General features: G+C 66.9%; 18 protein-coding genes. 5 read left to right on the top strand and 13 right to left on the bottom strand.

All coding sequences use genetic code 11. The features are described 5' to 3' along the window. Window positions 1–21: 21 nt before the first annotated feature. Window positions 22–609 carry a DUF1989 domain-containing protein gene (locus IFT82_RS12015; RefSeq protein WP_192126996.1) on the bottom strand — a complete coding sequence of 196 codons (588 nt, stop codon included), beginning with the start codon at window positions 607–609 and terminating at the stop codon, window positions 22–24. Next, window positions 602–1,288, bottom strand: coding sequence for a guanitoxin biosynthesis heme-dependent pre-guanitoxin N-hydroxylase GntA (gene gntA, locus IFT82_RS12010; RefSeq protein WP_192126994.1), 687 nt, complete (start codon window positions 1,286–1,288; stop codon window positions 602–604). The genes IFT82_RS12015 and gntA overlap by 8 nt, the downstream gene beginning before the upstream one ends. Window positions 1,289–1,375: 87 nt before the next feature. Between gntA and IFT82_RS12005 the strand changes: the two genes are divergently transcribed. Both IFT82_RS12005 and IFT82_RS12000 read left to right on the top strand, forming a co-directional pair. Further along, window positions 1,376–2,107 carry a Crp/Fnr family transcriptional regulator gene (locus tag IFT82_RS12005; protein ID WP_192126992.1) on the top strand — a complete coding sequence of 244 codons (732 nt, stop codon included), beginning with the start codon at window positions 1,376–1,378 and terminating at the stop codon, window positions 2,105–2,107. A gap of 43 nt (window positions 2,108–2,150) precedes the next feature. Next, on the top strand, window positions 2,151–2,342 hold the full coding sequence (locus IFT82_RS12000; protein ID WP_244646711.1) for a hypothetical protein: 192 nt from the start codon (window positions 2,151–2,153) through the stop codon (window positions 2,340–2,342). A gap of 107 nt (window positions 2,343–2,449) precedes the next feature. On the opposite strand, the gene IFT82_RS11995 is transcribed toward IFT82_RS12000, so the two are convergent. From IFT82_RS11995 to IFT82_RS11970, 6 genes are all read right to left on the bottom strand, one after another. After that, window positions 2,450–2,623: a hypothetical protein gene (locus IFT82_RS11995; RefSeq protein WP_192126988.1), complete on the bottom strand. Its 174-nt coding sequence runs from the start codon at window positions 2,621–2,623 to the stop codon at window positions 2,450–2,452. Window positions 2,624–2,736: 113 nt separating this feature from the next. Further along, on the bottom strand, window positions 2,737–4,092 hold the full coding sequence (locus IFT82_RS11990) for a sensor histidine kinase (RefSeq protein ID WP_244646710.1): 1,356 nt from the start codon (window positions 4,090–4,092) through the stop codon (window positions 2,737–2,739). Window positions 4,093–4,094: 2 nt separating this feature from the next. Next, the gene (locus IFT82_RS11985) at window positions 4,095–4,814 is read right to left on the bottom strand and encodes a response regulator (protein ID WP_192127068.1); all 720 of its coding nucleotides are present in this window, start codon (window positions 4,812–4,814) and stop codon (window positions 4,095–4,097) included. A gap of 65 nt (window positions 4,815–4,879) precedes the next feature. Further along, window positions 4,880–5,314 carry an EF-hand domain-containing protein gene (locus tag IFT82_RS11980; RefSeq protein WP_192126986.1) on the bottom strand — a complete coding sequence of 145 codons (435 nt, stop codon included), beginning with the start codon at window positions 5,312–5,314 and terminating at the stop codon, window positions 4,880–4,882. Between the two features lie 148 nt (window positions 5,315–5,462). Continuing rightward, complete coding sequence (locus tag IFT82_RS11975; protein WP_192126984.1) at window positions 5,463–6,149, bottom strand: glutathione binding-like protein; 687 nt, start codon at window positions 6,147–6,149, stop codon at window positions 5,463–5,465. Window positions 6,150–6,343: 194 nt separating this feature from the next. Next, complete coding sequence (locus tag IFT82_RS11970) at window positions 6,344–7,576, bottom strand: TetR/AcrR family transcriptional regulator (protein ID WP_192126982.1); 1,233 nt, start codon at window positions 7,574–7,576, stop codon at window positions 6,344–6,346. Between the two features lie 145 nt (window positions 7,577–7,721). Between IFT82_RS11970 and IFT82_RS11965 the strand changes: the two genes are divergently transcribed. Genes IFT82_RS11965 through IFT82_RS11955 form a run of 3 tightly spaced genes read left to right on the top strand, consistent with a single transcriptional unit; the run spans window position 7,722 to window position 10,803 of the window. Beyond that, window positions 7,722–8,972 carry an acyl-CoA dehydrogenase family protein gene (locus tag IFT82_RS11965; RefSeq protein WP_192126980.1) on the top strand — a complete coding sequence of 417 codons (1,251 nt, stop codon included), beginning with the start codon at window positions 7,722–7,724 and terminating at the stop codon, window positions 8,970–8,972. Further along, entirely contained in the window at window positions 8,969–10,018 is a 1,050-nt protein-coding gene (locus IFT82_RS11960; protein WP_192126978.1) for a phosphotransferase family protein, read from the top strand. Before IFT82_RS11965 ends, IFT82_RS11960 begins: the two co-directional genes overlap by 4 nt. Further along, entirely contained in the window at window positions 10,015–10,803 is a 789-nt protein-coding gene (locus tag IFT82_RS11955) for an SDR family NAD(P)-dependent oxidoreductase (RefSeq protein WP_192126975.1), read from the top strand. Before IFT82_RS11960 ends, IFT82_RS11955 begins: the two co-directional genes overlap by 4 nt. A 24-nt stretch (window positions 10,804–10,827) precedes the next feature. On the opposite strand, the gene IFT82_RS11950 is transcribed toward IFT82_RS11955, so the two are convergent. From IFT82_RS11950 to IFT82_RS11930, 5 genes are all read right to left on the bottom strand, one after another. Then, window positions 10,828–11,703 carry an acyl-CoA thioesterase gene (locus IFT82_RS11950; RefSeq protein WP_192126973.1) on the bottom strand — a complete coding sequence of 292 codons (876 nt, stop codon included), beginning with the start codon at window positions 11,701–11,703 and terminating at the stop codon, window positions 10,828–10,830. Between the two features lie 34 nt (window positions 11,704–11,737). Then, window positions 11,738–12,865: an acyl-CoA dehydrogenase family protein gene (locus tag IFT82_RS11945; protein WP_192126971.1), complete on the bottom strand. Its 1,128-nt coding sequence runs from the start codon at window positions 12,863–12,865 to the stop codon at window positions 11,738–11,740. 33 nt (window positions 12,866–12,898) lie between these two features. Then, a complete protein-coding gene (locus IFT82_RS11940) occupies window positions 12,899–14,101 on the bottom strand; it encodes an acyl-CoA dehydrogenase family protein (RefSeq protein WP_192126968.1) in 1,203 nt (400 codons plus the stop codon). Further along, window positions 14,098–16,131 (bottom strand): 3-hydroxyacyl-CoA dehydrogenase NAD-binding domain-containing protein, encoded by a 2,034-nt coding sequence (locus tag IFT82_RS11935; protein ID WP_192126966.1) that lies wholly within the window; start codon window positions 16,129–16,131, stop codon window positions 14,098–14,100. Before IFT82_RS11935 ends, IFT82_RS11940 begins: the two co-directional genes overlap by 4 nt. A gap of 152 nt (window positions 16,132–16,283) precedes the next feature. Further along, complete coding sequence (locus tag IFT82_RS11930) at window positions 16,284–16,820, bottom strand: glycine zipper 2TM domain-containing protein (protein WP_192126964.1); 537 nt, start codon at window positions 16,818–16,820, stop codon at window positions 16,284–16,286. Window positions 16,821–16,907: the final 87 nt, after the last annotated feature.

Below are 16,907 nucleotides of genomic sequence, written 5' to 3'. Positions count from 1 at the left end.
GAACGACGCGGGGGAGGGCGTTCAGTCGATCCGATACTGGATGGGCTTGAACGACCCCCCGTTCGACTGAAGCGCCGAACACGCCGTCAGCGCCATCACCAGATCCATCTCGGCACGGAAGGTGATGAAGTCGCCCGCCTTGCTCAATGGCGGCTCGACCGTGAAGCTGCCCGTTGCTCCGTCGACGGGCACGTTCATGAAACAGTTGAACGCCACCGGGATGGCATCCGGTGCAACGCCGTAAGGTTCGAGCGCCGCCGCGAGGTTGCCGAAGCAGCCGCGATGCGGGTCGGTATCGCCATAGATGATCCGGAACGTGTCCTTCGAACACGGTGTCAGCAGGAAATCGTGGCGCCCGACCCGATCCTCGATGATGTCGAGCATTACGTTACTGCGGTTGGAATAGAGCCGGTCGCCGGTCGTCAGATAGATGCGGTTGGCATAATCCAGCGTCCGTCCCGACGATATCACCTCGCGCAGGTCGTCACGGGCGAAAGCGAGCAGATCGGACACCTGCCGCCCTTCCGGATCGATGACGGTCAGCGTCTGGCCCCGGTCGAGCGTAAAGGCGGCACCCGATCGTGGCGGGATGACGACGGGATCACCCATGCGACGCACCCCGCTGGAACGGGCATTTCCACGACGCATCGACCGCGCGGCCGCTATACTGGCGCGCTTCGCTCAGTTCGCCGTGGCGGGCCAGCATCGGGTTCGCCGAACCGGCCAGCCGTTCGTCTCGCGTCAGGATCGCCGACCGCAGCTTCTCGTATCGCTGTTGTTCCCGCAGCACCTGAAACTGGTCGTGCAGGTTGAACACCATCGCCGGGGTTTCGAACCGCCGGGCCGGCCGGCTCGCCTGAGGATGAAGGCCGACGACGAAAAACGCCTCGCCCGCGAAACTGAGAGAGAAATGCGGATCGTCGGGGTCGGAGGAAACGGTGGGATCGGGCAGATAGCCCAGCCATTCGTCCTTGTCGGACAGCGACTGCGCCCGCGCCCACAGGTGACGTTCGAACTCGGTCTCGCTCAACTCCGACGGCCCCTCGAACAGCACGATCATCGTCCGGAACAGCGCGCGGTCGGCCCGGTAGCGGGCGACCGTGGCCGCCAGCGCCGGCATGATCCGCATGTCGTCCCAGGCGGAGGTGATATCGCGGGCGACGAGGATATCCATCTGGCCCTTGCCCAGCGCCGATTTGGCGCCGACGCACGGGAAGTCGGGACGCTCGACCGATGCGATGAAGGATCGCGCGAGCGGATGATTGTTCTGGAACGAAATCGGGTACATGATGGCAACGCAACCATTGGGAAACATGGCGGTTGCACGAATAGACACGGATCAATCCGTTTGTCGGTCGGAAGGCATGGAGGATCGATGAGGGCTGATACGACCGAACGCGTCACCGACAAATTCTTGCGCGGACGTGGCCGGCACCGGTTGAGCGAGGAGGAACTGACCCTGCTCGATCAAACCATGGACCGGGTACGGGATTTGCCGAACCGTCATACCCTGGTCCGGGCCGGTGACCGGGTCAGGACCAGCACCCTGCTGCTTGACGGATTCATGTGCCGGTACATGGACGATCATTCCGGCTATCGGCAGCTGGTGGCGATCCATGTGCCGGGAGATTTCGTCGACCTCCACGCCTTTCCGATGGAACGGCTCGACCACGACGTCGCCACGTTAAGCCCGGCGAGGATCGCGTCATGGACGCACGACACGCTGGAAGAGATCGTCGAGACGCGCCCGCATCTTACCCGGATGCTGTGGTTCTCGACGTTGCTCGACGCGTCGGTTCATCGCGAATGGATATTCCGGATGGGGCGGCTGGATGCCGAGGCGCGGATCGCCCATTTCATGTGTGAGCTGAAGGTGCGGCTCGACATGGTGGGCATGGTCGAAAACGATCGCTTCCTGCTGCCGTTGAAACAGGCCGACGTGGCGGAGGCGTGCGGCCTGACCGGGGTACACGTCAACCGTGTCCTGCGTTCCCTGCGTGAACGCGAGTTGATGATATTCCGCGCCGGGCAGGTCACCATCGTGAACTGGAAGCAATTGACCGCGTTGGGACAATTCGACCCCGCCTATCTGCGCGGCGGGTTATGACACATACGCAATGGTGGCAGCGATGATTTCGGAGGACGGGGAGATGGCCAGGCTCGAACCGGAAACCGTCGCTGGAAAGGCGACCGCCGAAAGCGGTGTGGTCCTGCTGGATGGCCCCGGCGGCGTTGCCGTCGCGATGACGCCGGAGGCGGCGCGCGAAACCGGACACAGCTTGATCGCGGCGGCGGATCAGGCCGATTTTCAGCCTCATGATATCGTGCAGGAAACGACCTGAGGCGGCATAGCCATCGCGCCGTGCCGCCTTACCTGCCTTGCGGATGGATGTTGCGTCACTCGTAAGGACGACATGGCGACCAGGATGCCATGTCGCGCCGATTTCCGTCAGCGTCCGGCGGTCGAGCTTACCGCCTGCCGCAACGTCGCATGGGCATAACCCTCTTTCGCGACACCGATATCCGTCATCAGGAACAAAGCGGCCGACACCCCGCCAATCGCTATACCGGCACCCAGTGCACGGGAAAGCGGGTTTGTAACGCGGGCAGCACGAACCATCATCGAATCCTCTCAGGGCCAGCCTCTTCGTGCTGACGCTTAAACCGATATACTGAATATGCGGTATGGTAAAGGAAATGCAATAAACAATTAACGGCGTCGCCGCCGAAACGGTGCTATCGCGGCAGGATGATGGTGGCGGTCAATCCACCCCCGGCCCGGTTGGCCAGAACGACTTCTCCCCCCGCGTCCCGCACGATAGCACGGGCCAGGGCAAGGCCCAGGCCGATCCCGCCGGTATCGCGGTTCCGCGACGTTTCCAGCCGGGTGAAGGGATCGAATACGTCGTTCAGCCGGTCATCGGGAATGCCGGGACCGTCATCGGCCACCATAATCGCCACCCGTTCCGCGCCGTCCTCCACCGACACCGCGGCCGATCCGCCGTATTTCACCGCATTCTCGATCAGATTGCGTACCGCGCGCCGCATCAGCGTGGGCCGCAGCCGCATCCGCAACCGCGCCGCTTCCTCGAACGCGACGGGCGCACCCAGATCGTGGAAATCCTCCACGACGGCATCGACCAGCGCGGCGAGATCGACATCGGTCATCGGTTCGCTGGGCCTGCCCAGCCGCGCCAGCGACAGGATGTCGTCGAGCGTCCGGTTCATGTCGGCGATCGTTTCCGCCATTCGTGTCCGGTCCGCCTCGTCCTCGACCGATTCGATCCGCACCCGCAGCGCCGCCAGCGGGGTGCGTAGGTCGTGGCCGATCGCACCCAGCATCCGGTCCTTCTCGTCCAGCATCGCGGTAACGCGCAGCCGCAGGGCGTTGAACGCGGCGATCAGCGCCGCGACGTCGTCCGGCCCGGTCACGGCGACCGGCACCACCGGCGTGCCCGACCCGAAACGCTCCGCCGCGGTGGTCAGATCGCGCAACGGACGCGATATGCGCCGGGCCGCCCACAGCACGGGTAGCAGCACGATCACGAACAGGATCAGCGTCTGCCCCGCCAGCCGCCAGATCAGCCCCATGTCGCGGTGCCCCCACGGCATCCGCTGCACCAGCCAGCCGAGCCCCGGCCGCTCCACCGCGATCGTCAGTTCGTCGGCGACCCGCATCATATAGCGTTGGCGGTCGGCGGGCATTCGCCGCAACAGCGGGTTGTCCGCGCGCAACGGCGCCAGCCCGGTGACGATCCTGCCCACCTTAACCCCCGATTCGGCGAAGGCGGCTCGCAGGTTCGATTCCACCTCTGGTTCCCGCTCGCGCCCCACGGGCACCGGGTTGCGTGGCACCAAGCGTACCCGGCCACGATCCGCCACCGGCGGACGCCCCTGCGACCCGCGCTCAATGGCATCGGCGAAGCGGGTCGCGGCCGGGCCGGTGATCTGGGTGAGAGCGAAATAGCGCCGTTCGCGCAGCAGCATCGTGAAGTTGATTGCCTGCGCCACGAACAAGGCCAGCGCGATCAGCAGCGTCATCTGCCCGGCCAGCTTGCGCGGCCACATCCGGGCGGCGGCCGTTCGGGCCATGCTCACAACCGCGTCACTTCCGCCGCCAGCGTGTAGCCGCCGCCCCAGACCGTCTTGATGATCTCCGGATTGCGCGGGTCCGTCTCGATCTTGCGGCGGAGGCGGCTGACCTGATTGTCGATCGCCCGGTCGAATGCCGCCGCCTCGCGCCCCTGCGTCAGGTCGAGCAACTGATCGCGGGTCAGCACCTGTCGGGGCCGGGCGACCAGCGCAAGCAACAGGTTGAATTCGCCCGTCGACAGCGGCACCGACACGCCTTCGCGATCGATCAGCGCCCGCTCACCCGATTTCAGCACCCAGCCGGCAAAGGCATGAGCGCCGCTGTCCGGTGCCCGTTGCCGGGCGCCGCCCGCCTGTGTCCGGCGCAGCACCACCTTCACCCGCGTCGCCAGTTCGCGGGGGGAGAAGGGCTTCACGACATAATCGTCCGCGCCCATCTCCAGCCCGACGATGCGATCGGTTTCCTCCGCCTTCGCGGTCAGCAGGATCACCGGCACCTCGCTGGTCGCGGCGATGTGGCGACACAGGCTCAACCCGTCTTCGCCCGGCATCATGATGTCGATGATCGCCAGATCGATGGCATAGGCGGCGAGCCGCGCGCGTGCGCTTTCGGCATCTCCCGCCTGGGTCACCCGGAACCCCTGCTTGGTCAGATAGACCGCCAGGGGTTCACGGATCGAACGCTCGTCATCGACGAGCAACAGGTGCGGCTGATCTCCCATGGCCACGGGTTCTAGCATCGCGATGTCTCCTGCCAACAGCCGCCCGTGCCGGACGGCGGCGATCGTTACCGGTTCCCGTCATCGCGGCGTCGGTCGCCGCGCGGGCCGGTGGGCGCGGCGGCGAGTTCGGCGGCATCCAGCTTGCCGTCGCCGTTCGCATCGACCCGGTCGAAGCGCCGGCCGGCCATCTCGCGCATCCGGGCCGCCGTCAGGTCGCCATCGTCCATCCCGCCCCGTCGGCCGCCCTGCGGCGATCCGCCGTCAGCCGTCGCGGCCTTGCGTTCGTCGACGGAGACGGTGCCGTTGCGATCGGTATCCATGCGGGCGAACAGGGCATCGGCACGGGCCAGCGACTCCTGCCTAGTGACGATACCGTCGCCATTGGTATCCGCCGTGCGCAGGTCCATCATCCGTCCGGCGGGCGGCGGGGCAGGGGACGTGGCGGCAGGCGTGGCAGGGGCGGCCTGCGCCAAGGCAGCGAGCATGAGCGAAAGGATCATCGGTCGGTCTCCGCAAGGATCGGCGGGACCGTCCCGCCGCCAGCCGATATCGGCGCCCGCTGTCGCGTCGGTGTGTCAGCGCGATGCTTCAACTGTCGCAATTTGTACGAAGGGAAGCGGGACCGACCGCCGCCGGCCCCGCCTGCCGTCAGCGCGTACCCTGCCCGAACAGGATCTTGCGGGCCTCATCGTCGGCGATCTCGTTGTCGCTGATCTCCTTGCCCCTGGCATAGGCGGCGATCGTGGCGGGCCGGGCGGCGATCGCGTCGAACCAGCGCTGCAGGTGCGGATAATCGGACAGCGTCTGGCCCTGCACCTCATGCGGGACGATCCAGGGATAACAGGCCATGTCGGCGATCGAATAATCCCCGGCGATGAACGGCCGCCCCTCCAGCCGTTTGTTCAGCACGCCGTACAACCGGCTGGTTTCGCGGACATATCGGTCGATCGCGTACGGAATCTTTTCCGGGGCGTAGCGGTTGAAATGATGGTTCTGGCCGAGCATCGGGCCAAGTCCGCCCATCTGCCACATCAGCCATTCGGTCACCGTCACCCGACCGCGCGGATCGGCGGGCATGAACTGCCCCGTCTTGTCGGCGAGATAGAGCAGGATCGCCCCCGATTCGAAGACAGACTGCGGGGCGCCGCCATCGGCCGGATCGTGATCGACGATCGCCGGCATCCGGTTGTTGGGGGCGATCGCGAGGAAATCGGGCTCGAACTGCGCGCCCTTGGCGATGTTTACCGGGACGAGGCGATAGGGCAGGCCCGCCTCTTCCAGAAACAGCGTGATCTTGTGTCCGTTCGGGGTGGGCCAATAATGAAGGTCGATCACGAGCATGCTCCTGTTGCGATGACCGCCAAGATGGTGGCGGCCCCGGCCGGGCGCCATCGGAAAGTCACGAACGTCGCATCCTACAGGGGTCCGTCGCGACCTTTCGCCCGATGGCGGCGGCGATATGCCGTCCCGGAAGCAGGCATCGTCCCGCACCATAGCGGGATCGTCAGGCTGTAGGACAGGGGTGGCGGCTACTCGGCCGCCATCCGGTCGTCGAACAGGCCATAGAGCAGGGTGGAGGCATACATCGCCACCGCGCGATCCCGGGGCATCGTCGCGGCCCATTTGCGCATGTCGAACGCCGCGTTCTGCAACGCCATCAGCGCCTGCGCGGCGACCAGCGCATCGACCGGGCGGCACGATCCCTCCGCCACGCCGTCCATGATCGTGCCGGCATAGCGGCGGGCGATGCGGTTCGACCGATCGACCATCGCATCGCGCACGCCCATCGGCAGCCCGCTGAGCGCGGTGGTGCGCAACAGCGGTGTCGTCTCCGCGAACTGCACGTCGAGCAAGGTGGCGACGGTGCTGGCGAGACGCTGCCAATGCGTGACGTTCCCGGCGTCGGCCAGTGCCTGCGCCTCCGCGATCGTATCGAACGAGCGGCGATAGCAGGCGGTGACCAGTTCGTCCTTGGCATCGAGATGGTGGTAGAAGCTGCCCTTCGTCACGTTCAGCTCCGACGCGATCCGCTGGACCGAGGCGCCGCGATAGCCCAGCTGGTTGATGAGCCGAGTCGCCGCCAGCAGGAAGGCCGCCCGCCCCGGCTCCGCTTCGTCATGGCTCAGGTCGAGCATGGTCGGCGCCCAGCGGGCGTCGGGCTGCGCGATGCCATGGTCGAAGACGTCCATCAGCCGCTGCTCGATCCGGCCATATTGATCGGCGTCGTAACGCCTGATCCACATCGGCAACCAGAAGGTGTTTTCCAGCAGCACATGCGCCCGCGCGCTCGCCAGGTCCTTCAGCGGCTTCGCGACCGGATCGCCCCACAGCCGCCGCGTGGTGCGGAACACCTGCTGCCAGCCGGCCATCAACCGGGTCCGGATCGGGTCTTCGGTGGCGCGCAGGTCCGACAGCACGGCAAACGCGGTTTCGTCGCCCCGCTCGATCCGTTCCAGCCGATCGATGTTCAGCCGCAGATAGCGGGCGACGCGTTCCCGGGGGGTCGGCTCCGCCAGCGCCGTCTCCAGCATCTCCATCAGCCGGTCGAGCGTGTTCTCGAACGCGGCGGCGGCCAGATCCTCCTTGCGCTTGAAGTAATAGGTGACGCTGGTGGTGTTCAGCCCGACGCGTCGCGCCACGTCGGCGAAGGTCATGCCCTTCGCCGATTGCTCGTTGATCGCCTCCGCCGCCGCCGCCAGGATCGCATCCCGCTTGGCGCGGAACCGCCGCGTACCCGTTTCGCCCGTATCTCCTGCCTGCATCCTGCTTATCTATCAGCTTCGCGTCATCGGACCAGTCCCTTTTCGGGTATTGTCGAACCTGCTTGCTGTGGCTCGCTTTGTCGGCCTTTACCGAAGATCGGGTACGGTCTAGGGGTCGTCCGTCACGATCAAGCGGAGCAACGCGGTGGATTTCACCCTGACCGAACGCGAAACCCATTTCCGGGACCGGGTAAGGGCGTTCATCGACGCCGACATCCGCCCCCGTCACGGCGAGTATCTAGCGCAGAGCCATGAAGGCGAGCGGTGGAAGGTGCTGCCGGTGATCGAGGAGGTGAAGGAACGCGCCCGCGCGGCGGGCCTCTGGAACCTGTTCATGCCGCCCCGTTCGGGCCGCCCCCCGGTGGACGACAGCTTCGCGTTCGAGGGGACGCAGCTCACCAACCTCGAATATGCGCTGTGTGCGGAGGAGATGGGGCGGATCGGCTGGGCGTCGGAATGCTTCAATTGCTCGGCGCCCGACACCGGCAATATGGAGGTGTTCCTGCGCTACGGTACGCGCGAGCAGAAGGAACGCTGGCTGCGGCCGCTGATGAATGCCGAGATCAGGTCGGCGTTCCTGATGACCGAACCGCAGGTCGCCTCGTCCGACGCGACCAATATCCAGACCGCGATGGTGCGCGACGGCGACGATTACGTCGTCAACGGCCGCAAATGGTGGTCCTCCGGGGTCGGCGATCCGCGGTGCAAGGTCGCGATCCTGATGGGCAAGACCGATGTCGACGCCCCGCGCCACCAGCAGCAGTCGATGATGATCCTCGACATGGACACGCCCGGCGTGACGATCGAGCGGATGCTGTCGGTCTATGGGTACGACCATGCGCCGCATGGCCATGGCGAGGTGGTGCTGGACAATGTCCGCATCCCCGCCGCCAACGTGCTGCTGGGCGAGGGGCGCGGGTTCGAGATCGCGCAGGGGCGGCTGGGGCCGGGGCGCATCCATCACTGCATGCGGACGATCGGGGTGGCCGAAAGCGCGATCGAGGCGATGGCCAAGCGGTTGCTCGGCCGGGTCGCGTTCGGCAAGCGGATCGCCGACCACAGCGTCTGGGAACAACGGATCGCCAAGGCGCGGATCGATATCGAGATGACGCGCCTGCTGTGCCTGAAGGCCGCCGACATGATGGACAAGGCGGGCAACAAGGCGGCGCAACTGGAGATCGCGATGATCAAGGTCGCCGCACCGACGATGGCGTTGCAGATTCTGGACGATGCGATCCAGGCGCATGGCGGCGGCGGTGTCAGCGAGGATTTCTCGCTCGCGCACGACTGGGCCTCGGTGCGGACGCTGCGCTTCGCCGACGGGCCGGACGAGGTGCATAACCGATCGATCGCGCGCGCCGAGTTCGGCCGGCACACCAACCACGTTCCGCAATGACGTCGGGGGGCGAGGGGGATGTCGTCGATCGCGACCGGATCGACGTCGATCGGCTGGCGGACTGGATGACCGCGCATGTCGCCGGGTTCGCCGGGCCGGTGACGGCGCGGAAATTTCCCGGCGGCCAGTCCAACCCCACCTATCGGCTCGATACGCCCGGACGCCCCTATGTGCTCCGGCGCAAGCCGTTCGGGCCGATCCTTCCTTCCGCCCATGCGGTCGAGCGCGAGTATCGCGTGATCGCCGGATTGCATCCCACCGGCTTTCCGGTGCCGCTACCTCATGCGCTGTGTGAGGATGCGACCGTCATCGGTTCACCCTTCTACGTCATGGAGCTGGTGGAAGGGCGGACGATCTGGGACGGGACGATGCCGGACGCCACCCCGGACGAACGGCATCGCCATTACGAGGCGCTGATCGATACGCTGGCGGCGCTTCATCGGATCGATCCGGTGGCGGCGGGGCTCGGCGATTACGGGCGGCCGGGCAATTATTTCGAGCGGCAGGTCGCCCGCTGGACCAAGCAGTATCGCGCCGCCGAAACCGAACGGATGGAGCCGGTGGAGCGGTTGATCGACTGGTTGCCGCGCACCTTGCCGCCGCAGACCCGCACGGCGATCGTGCATGGCGATTATCGTATCGACAACATGATCTTCGCCGCGGATGCCCCGCGCGTAGTCGCGGTGCTCGACTGGGAATTGTCGACGCTGGGCGATCCGCTCGCCGATTTCTCCTATCTGCTGATGAACTGGGTCACTGCGCCGGAGGGGCGTTCGGGGGTGCTGGGCATGACCGGCCCCGCCACCGGCATCCCGACGCTGGAGGAGGTGGTCGCCCGGTACTGCACCGCCACCGGGCGCGACGGCGTGCCGCAACTCGACTGGTATTTCGCCTACAACCTCTTCCGGCTGACCGGGATCGTGCAGGGGATCAAGCGCCGGATCATCGACGGCAACGCCTCCAGCGCCAAGGCGCACGAGACGGCGGCACGGGTCGGCGATCTGGCGGCGGCGGCATGGGGTTTCGCGGAAAGGGCAGGGGCATGAGGTTTCAGGGCAGATCGGTCATCGTCACCGGCGCCGGATCGGGGATCGGCCGCGCCGCCGCGATCGCCTTCGCCGCCGAGGGCGCCCGCGTGATCGTCGCCGACATCGGTGCGGGCGCGGCGGACACCGCCGCCGCGATCGGCGACGCCGCCCACCCGATCAGGATGGACGCGGGATCGGAAAGCGACGTGATCGCCGCGATCGAACTGGCCTGCGACCGACATGGCGGGCTGGACGTGATGTTCGCCAATGCCGGTATTTCCGGCGGGATGGCCAATATCTTCGATACCGACGTTGCGTTGATGACGGAGGTGTTGCGCGTCAACCTGATCGGTCCGTTCCTCGCGATCCAGCACGCCGCGCCGCGCATTGCCGAACGTGGCGGCGGCGCGATCGTGCTGACCGCCAGCGTCGCGGGGCTGCGCTCCGGTGCCGGATCGCCGGCCTATTCGGCATCGAAGGCGGGGGTCATCAATCTGGCGCAGGTCGCCGCGCAGCAACTGTCCGGGTCGAACGTCCGCGTCAACGCGCTGCTGCCCGGGCTGACCGAGACGGGCATGACGCAGCCCGTGTTCGATCACGCCCGCGCCGTCGGCAAGGGTGACCGGATCGGCCGCCTCAATCCCCTGCGCCGCGGCGGGCAGGCGGAGGAACTGGCCCGTGTCGCGCTGTTCCTCGCCTCCGACGATGCGAGCTACGTCAATGGTCAGGCGCTGGCGGTCGATGGTGGCCTGTCGTCCAGCCATCCCGTCATCCGACAGGAATATGGGCAGACCGCGGCCTGACGGGCGCCCGGCGGCCATGACGGGTCAGTCCCGCAGCCGGATCAACCCTTCCTGGGCGACGCTGGCGACCAGTCGACCGTCCTGCGTGAAGATCGAACCGCGATTGAAGTCCCGTGCGTGCCCGGCCCAGGGGCTGTGCATCGCATAAAGCAACCACTCGTCCGCCCGGAACGGCTCGTGCAGCCACAGCGAGTGATCGAGGCTGGCGACCTGCATCTTGGGGTGCAGCCAGCCGACGCCGTGCGGGATCATCCCGGTGCCCAGCAGCCCAAGGTCGGATGCATAGGCCAGTACGGCACGGTGCATCGCCGGATCGTCGACGATCGGGGCGCACAGCCGGAACCACAGATGCTGCACCGGGTCGCCGCGACCGGGATCGATCCAGCTGCGCGGGCTGACGGGCCGCACCTCGATCGGCCGGGGGCGGACCAGCACCGCCCGCGCGGCCGGCGGCAGTTGCGCCGCCATCGCCTCCCTCATCACCTGTTCGTCGGCCAGTTCCTCGGGCGGGGGGACGACCGGCATCGCATCCTGATGCGCCAGACCTTCTTCGGGGCGCTGGAACGAACAGGCCATGTTGAGGATCGGCTGGCCACGCTGCGTCGCGATCACCCGGCGCGTCGCGAAGCTGCGTCCCTCGAAATCGCGCACCACGCGGAACACGATCGGATGATGCTCGTCGCCCGGCCGCATGAAATAGGCGTGGAGCGAATGCGCCACCCGGTCGCCCCCGGTCGATCGCTGTGCCGCCTGCAACGCCTGGGCGATCACCTGCCCCCCGAACACGCGCCCCTCGCCCCCCGGCTGGCGGGCGCCCCGGAACAGGTCGACGTCGATCTCCTCCACGTCGAGCAGGGTCGTCAGGCTGGCGGCCAGTGCGGCGGGGCTGGGATCGGTCATCACCGGCGCTGCCTAAAGGGCCGTCGGCCCCCGCTCAATAGCCGGCCGTCACCGCCAGCCGATCGGCATGGAAATTGGCGTCGCCCCACCATTCCGCCAGCGCGCGCGCGCGCTTCATGAAGAAGCCGATGTCGTAATCGTCGGTCATGCCGATCCCGCCATGCATCTGGATCGCCTCGTTCACCGACAGGGTGGTCGCCATCGTCGCCATCGCCTTGGCCACCGACACCGCCTCGTCGGCCTCCGCCGATCCGGCGTCGAGCGAATGCTGGGCATGCAGTACCGCCGCCCGCGCGACCTCCATCTCGGCATAGAGGTGCGCGGCGCGGTGTTGCAGCGCCTGATAGCTGCCGATCGGTACGCCGAACTGCTTGCGGTCCTTCAGATAACCCAGCGTCATCGTCGCGGCGCCATCGCCGACGCCGATCAGCTCGGCCGCCGATCCCGTCCGGCCGGCCCGCAATATCCGGTTCAGAAGGTCGCGGCCGCCATCGACCGAACCGATCACCGCATCGGCATCCACCGTCACGCCGTCGAACCGCAGCCGTGCCGCCAGTCCGCCATCGGCCAGCCGCTCGGCCGTCGCCGACAGCCCCTCGGCGTCCGCCGACACCGCGAACAGCGTCACCCCGTCGCGATCGTCCGGCCCCCCGGCGGTGCGCGCCGCCACGATCAGCAGGTCGGCGACATGGCCATGCACCACGAAGTACTTTTCGCCCGACAGCCGGAAGCCGTTGCCCGACCGCACCGCCGCCATCGCGATCCGGTCGCGATGCTTGGCCGTCTCGTCGATCGCGATCGCCGCCACCGTCTCGCCGGCGACGATTCCGGGAAACCAGCGGTCTCCCTGCGCGCTGTCCGTCAGCGCGGTCACCGCCGCGACCGCCGTGGTCAGGAACGGGGAGGGGGACAGGTTGCGGCCGATCTCCTCCAGCACGATCCCCGCCTCGACATGGCCAAGCCCCAGCCCGCCATGGTCCGCCCCGATCAGGATACCGGTGAAGCCCATCTCGGCGAAGCGGCGCCACAGGTCGCGGCTGAACCCCGTCGTATCGTCAGCATCGCGCAACGCCCGCCGATGGGAAACCGGGGCGGTATCCGTGACGAAGTCGCGTGCGGCGTCGCGCAGCATGACCTGCTCGTCGGTCAGATAGAGCGGCATTGTCTCTCCCCCGTCCTCTTGGGACGTTTATCGTTATGCGCCGGGCAGTTGCAGGATATGTTTGGCAATGATGTTGAGCTGGATTTCCGACGTGCCGCCCTCGATCGAGTTCGCCTTGCTGCGCAGCCAGCGCCGCGCCGCGGCACCGGTATCGGACGCCGCGCTGTCCCATTCCAGCGCATCCGACCCGCCCGCCGCCATCGCCAGTTCCTGACGCTCCTTGTTCAGCTCGGTGCCGTAATATTTCATCATCGATGGCTGGGCGGGGTGCGCCTGTCCCGCCTTCAGTTCGTCGATGAAGCGTTCGGACATCGCCGCAAAGGCGCGAGCCCGCACCTCGAACCGGGCGATCGCGGCGCGCAGCAACGGGTCGGCCAGCCGTCCGGAACCATCCACGCCGATCGTAGCGATTGCGCTATCTATCAATGGGTTACGCCCGGTATCTCGCAGGCCCATGCCGGAAATCATCTCCCGCTCATGACCCAGCAGATATTTGGCGACCTCCCAGCCCCGGTTCTCGTCATGGATGCGGTTCGCCTTGGGAACCTTCACCCCGTCGAAGAACGTCTCGCAGAACGGGGAGTAACCGCTGATGAGAAGGATCGGCCGCGTCGACACGCCTTCGGAGGCCATGTCGAACAGCACGAAGCTGATCCCGCCCTGCTTGGACTCCTTCGACGTCCGGACGAGGCAGAATATCCAGTCCGCCTTGTCGGCATAGCTGGTCCACACCTTCTGCCCGTCGACGATGTAATGATCGCCGCCGTCCCGCGCGCTGGTGGCCAGGCTGGCCAGATCGGAGCCGGCATTGGGTTCCGAATAGCCCTGGCACCAGCGGATTTCACCGCGCGCGATCTTCGGCAGATGCTCCTGCTTCTGCGCCTCGGTGCCGTATTTCAGCAGCGCCGGCCCCAACATCGAGATGCCGAAGCTGTTGAGCGGCGACCGCGCGCCGATCGCCGCCATCTCCTCGCGCAGGATCTTCGTCTCGGCCGGTGACAGCCCGCCGCCGCCATAGGCGGTCGGCCAGTCCGGGACGGTCCAGCCGCGCTGTCCCATCCGGTCCAGCCAGTCGCGCTGTGCCGGAGACGACGGCACGAACCGCCGCCCGCCCCAGCAGACATCGTCCTCGGTCCGGACCGGGCAGCGCATCTCGGGCGGGCAGTTCGCCGCCAGCCAGGCGCGCGTATCCTGTCGGAAACGGTCCGGATCGTCGACGGCCGCCGCAGCGGTCACTTGATCTGCCCGCCGGTTGCGGCCGCTTCCTTCAACGACCTGGCAACCGGGAAGCCATATTGCTCCAGCCCGGCGACCACCTTCTTCAGTCCTTCGGTCTGCGCCCAGAACATCGGGCCGCCGCGATAGACCGGCCAGCCATAGCCGTAGATCCACACGACATCGATATCGGAGGCACGCTGCGCCTTCCCTTCCTCCAGGATCAGGGCGCCTTCGTTGACCATCGTATAGAGCGTGCGCGCGACGATCTCATCATCGCCGATCTCGCGCGGGGTCACGCCTTCCTTGGCCCGGAACTGGTCGATGATCTCGGCGACGCGCGCGCTGTTCGACGGCGTCCGCTTCTCGTCATAGTCGTAGAAGCCCGCCTTGGTCTTCTGGCCCCAGCGGTTTTCGGCCGCCAGCGCATCGCGGATATTCTCGATCCGGCTCGGGTCGCGATGCCAGCCGATGTCGACGCCCGCCAGGTCGGCCATCTGGAATGGCCCCATCGGCATCCCGAACCCGACATGGACGCGGTCGATCTGTTCGGGCGTCGCGCCCTCCAGCAGCAGCTTGGTCGCCTCCACCTGCCGGGGCATCAGCATCCGGTTGCCGATGAAGCCATAGGTGACGCCCGCCACCACCGCGACCTTGCGGATTTTCTTCGCGACATCCATCACCGTCGCCAGCACGTCGCCCGCGGTCTTGGCCCCGCGCACCACTTCCAGCAGTTTCATGACGTTGGCGGGGGAGAAGAAGTGCATCCCCACCACGTCCTGCGGCCGCGAGGTGACCGCCGCGATCTCGTCGATATCGAGATAGGAGGTGTTGGACGCCAGGATCGCGCCGGGCTTGGCGATGGCGTCGAGCCGGGTGAAGATATCCTTCTTCACCGACATCTCCTCATACACCGCCTCGATGATCAGGTCGCATTCGGCCAGATCGTCGAAGGTCAGCGTCGGGGTCAGCGCGGCCATCGCGGCGTCGACCTGTTCGGGCTTCATCCGCCCCTTGGCGGCGGTCGCCTCGTAATTCTTGCGGATGGTGCCGGTGCCGCGTTCCAGTGCCTCGGCCTGCATCTCGACGATCGTGACCGGGATCCCCGCCGTCAGGAAATTCATCGCGATGCCGCCGCCCATCGTGCCGGCACCGATCACGCCCACGCGCCTGATCGGGCGCAACGCGGTATCGGCGGGCACGTCGTCGATCTTCGATGCCTGCCGCTCGGCGAAGAAGATGTGGCGCTGCGCGGCGGACTGAACACCCATCATCAGCCGCATGAATTGCTGCCGCTCGAACGCGATGCCGTCCGCAAAGGTCGCGCCGGACGCGGCCTTCTCGATGCACGCGATGTTGGCGGCGGGCGCCTCGAACCCGCGAAAGCGGCGGGCGTTTTCCTTCCTGAAGGCCGCCACGGCCTCGGGATCGGCGGTCACCGTCTTTTCCGACGCGCGAGGAATCGGCCGGATATCCTTGATCTCGTTAGCAAACGCCAGAGCATCGGCCACCAGACTATCCTCGCCGGCAATCCGGTCGATCAGCCCCGCCTCATGCGCCTTCTTCGCCGGAATGGGATCACCCTTCGCGGTCAGTTCCAGCGCGACGCGGACGCCCGCGACACGGGGCAGCCGCTGCGTGCCGCCCGCACCGGGGAGCAGCCCCAGCTTCACCTCGGGCGTGCCGATCTTCGCGGAGGGGACGGCGATCCGGTAGTGGCATCCCAGCGTGACCTCGCAGCCCCCGCCCAGCGCGGTACCATGGATCGCGGCCACGACGGGCTTGGTCGATGCCTCGATCATGTCGACCAGTTCGGGCAACAGCGGCGATACCGGCGGCTTGGTGAACTCGGTGATGTCGGCGCCGGCGAAGAAGGTGCGTCCGTCGCAGCGGATCACCATCGCCGCGACCGAGGCGTCGGCGACACCGTCCTTGATCGCCGCCTCGATCCCCTGCCGCACCGCCGCGCCCAGCGCGTTGACGGGTGGATTGTCGGAAATGATGACGAGGATATCGTCGTGGCGCTCGGTGCGGATCGGCGAGGCGGTCATGATCGTCTCCTGAACGGGTGGGCGGGATCGGTGTCCCATACCCCTGCTTCTAATATTGCCCCATCCTATTGCCGCACACTCGCCCTAAATCAACAGGATTTGGTCTGCCACATGGGCAATGCGGCAGACCCGATATTCAAGTCGCGGTTTCCCTAGCGGCAGCGGACCTGCTGGTTCTGATCCACGGCCCGTCCCGCCAGCGCACCCGCCGCCGCGCCCAGCAGCGTCCCGACGGTGCGGCTGCGACCGCCGTCGATCACGTTGCCCAGCACCCCGCCCGCCGCGCCACCGACGATCAGGCCGGTCGTCCCGTCCGATCGCTTGCAGTAATAACGGCCATCATAGCCGGCATAGACGCGGTCTTCGGATGCCAGCACCCGTTCGCGATACTGCGTGCCCCCGCGATAATCGCGGGCGGGGTCATAGGCCGCCTCGTCGTCGTAACCGTCACGGTAGCGGTCGGGGGCCTGACGATAGGGTCCGGTATCCTCGTCGCGCTCGTCGTAACGAGCAGGGCCGGTGCGGGCGGCCTGATACCGGTCCACCTCCTGCCGGTAGAGCTGGTATTCGCGATCGAACCGGTCCTGCGCCGTCCGGAACCGCTGCTCCTGCGCGCCGGTCTGGGCGAGGGCAGGGGCCGCCACCATCGTCGCGGCAAGCAGACCGAGCGGGATCAAGCGGGAAAGCATGGCAATATCCTCCGGCCTGCGAATCATGCAGAATATTGCATTAAGCGGATGAAGCGAGACGATTGCTGAACGCCGATTGGGCTAACC

The organism is Sphingomonas sp. CFBP 8760 (assembly GCF_014841615.1).
Taxonomy (GTDB): Bacteria; Pseudomonadota; Alphaproteobacteria; order Sphingomonadales; family Sphingomonadaceae; genus Sphingomonas.
Note: the sequence above shows the minus strand (reverse complement) of the source record. Positions and strands in the feature narration are given on the sequence as shown.

Excerpts from the sequence above, each read along its gene's own strand:
- IFT82_RS11935 (WP_192126966.1), bottom strand. The coding sequence starts at position 16,131 with ATGACCGCCTCGCCGATCCGCACCGAGCGCCACGACGATATCCTCGTC.
- IFT82_RS11990 (WP_244646710.1), bottom strand. The coding sequence starts at position 4,092 with ATGGCCCGAACGGCCGCCGCCCGGATGTGGCCGCGCAAGCTGGCCGGG.
- IFT82_RS11945 (WP_192126971.1), bottom strand. The coding sequence starts at position 12,865 with ATGCCGCTCTATCTGACCGACGAGCAGGTCATGCTGCGCGACGCCGCA.
- IFT82_RS12000 (WP_244646711.1), top strand. The coding sequence starts at position 2,151 with ATGGCCAGGCTCGAACCGGAAACCGTCGCTGGAAAGGCGACCGCCGAA.
- IFT82_RS12015 (WP_192126996.1), bottom strand. The coding sequence starts at position 609 with ATGGGTGATCCCGTCGTCATCCCGCCACGATCGGGTGCCGCCTTTACG.
- IFT82_RS11950 (WP_192126973.1), bottom strand. The coding sequence starts at position 11,703 with ATGACCGATCCCAGCCCCGCCGCACTGGCCGCCAGCCTGACGACCCTG.
- IFT82_RS11995 (WP_192126988.1), bottom strand. The coding sequence starts at position 2,623 with ATGATGGTTCGTGCTGCCCGCGTTACAAACCCGCTTTCCCGTGCACTG.
- IFT82_RS11955 (WP_192126975.1), top strand. The coding sequence starts at position 10,015 with ATGAGGTTTCAGGGCAGATCGGTCATCGTCACCGGCGCCGGATCGGGG.
- gntA (WP_192126994.1), bottom strand. The coding sequence starts at position 1,288 with ATGTACCCGATTTCGTTCCAGAACAATCATCCGCTCGCGCGATCCTTC.
- IFT82_RS12005 (WP_192126992.1), top strand. The coding sequence starts at position 1,376 with ATGAGGGCTGATACGACCGAACGCGTCACCGACAAATTCTTGCGCGGA.
- IFT82_RS11930 (WP_192126964.1), bottom strand. The coding sequence starts at position 16,820 with ATGCTTTCCCGCTTGATCCCGCTCGGTCTGCTTGCCGCGACGATGGTG.
- IFT82_RS11970 (WP_192126982.1), bottom strand. The coding sequence starts at position 7,576 with ATGCAGGCAGGAGATACGGGCGAAACGGGTACGCGGCGGTTCCGCGCC.
- IFT82_RS11980 (WP_192126986.1), bottom strand. The coding sequence starts at position 5,314 with ATGATCCTTTCGCTCATGCTCGCTGCCTTGGCGCAGGCCGCCCCTGCC.
- IFT82_RS11960 (WP_192126978.1), top strand. The coding sequence starts at position 8,969 with ATGACGTCGGGGGGCGAGGGGGATGTCGTCGATCGCGACCGGATCGAC.
- IFT82_RS11985 (WP_192127068.1), bottom strand. The coding sequence starts at position 4,814 with ATGGGAGATCAGCCGCACCTGTTGCTCGTCGATGACGAGCGTTCGATC.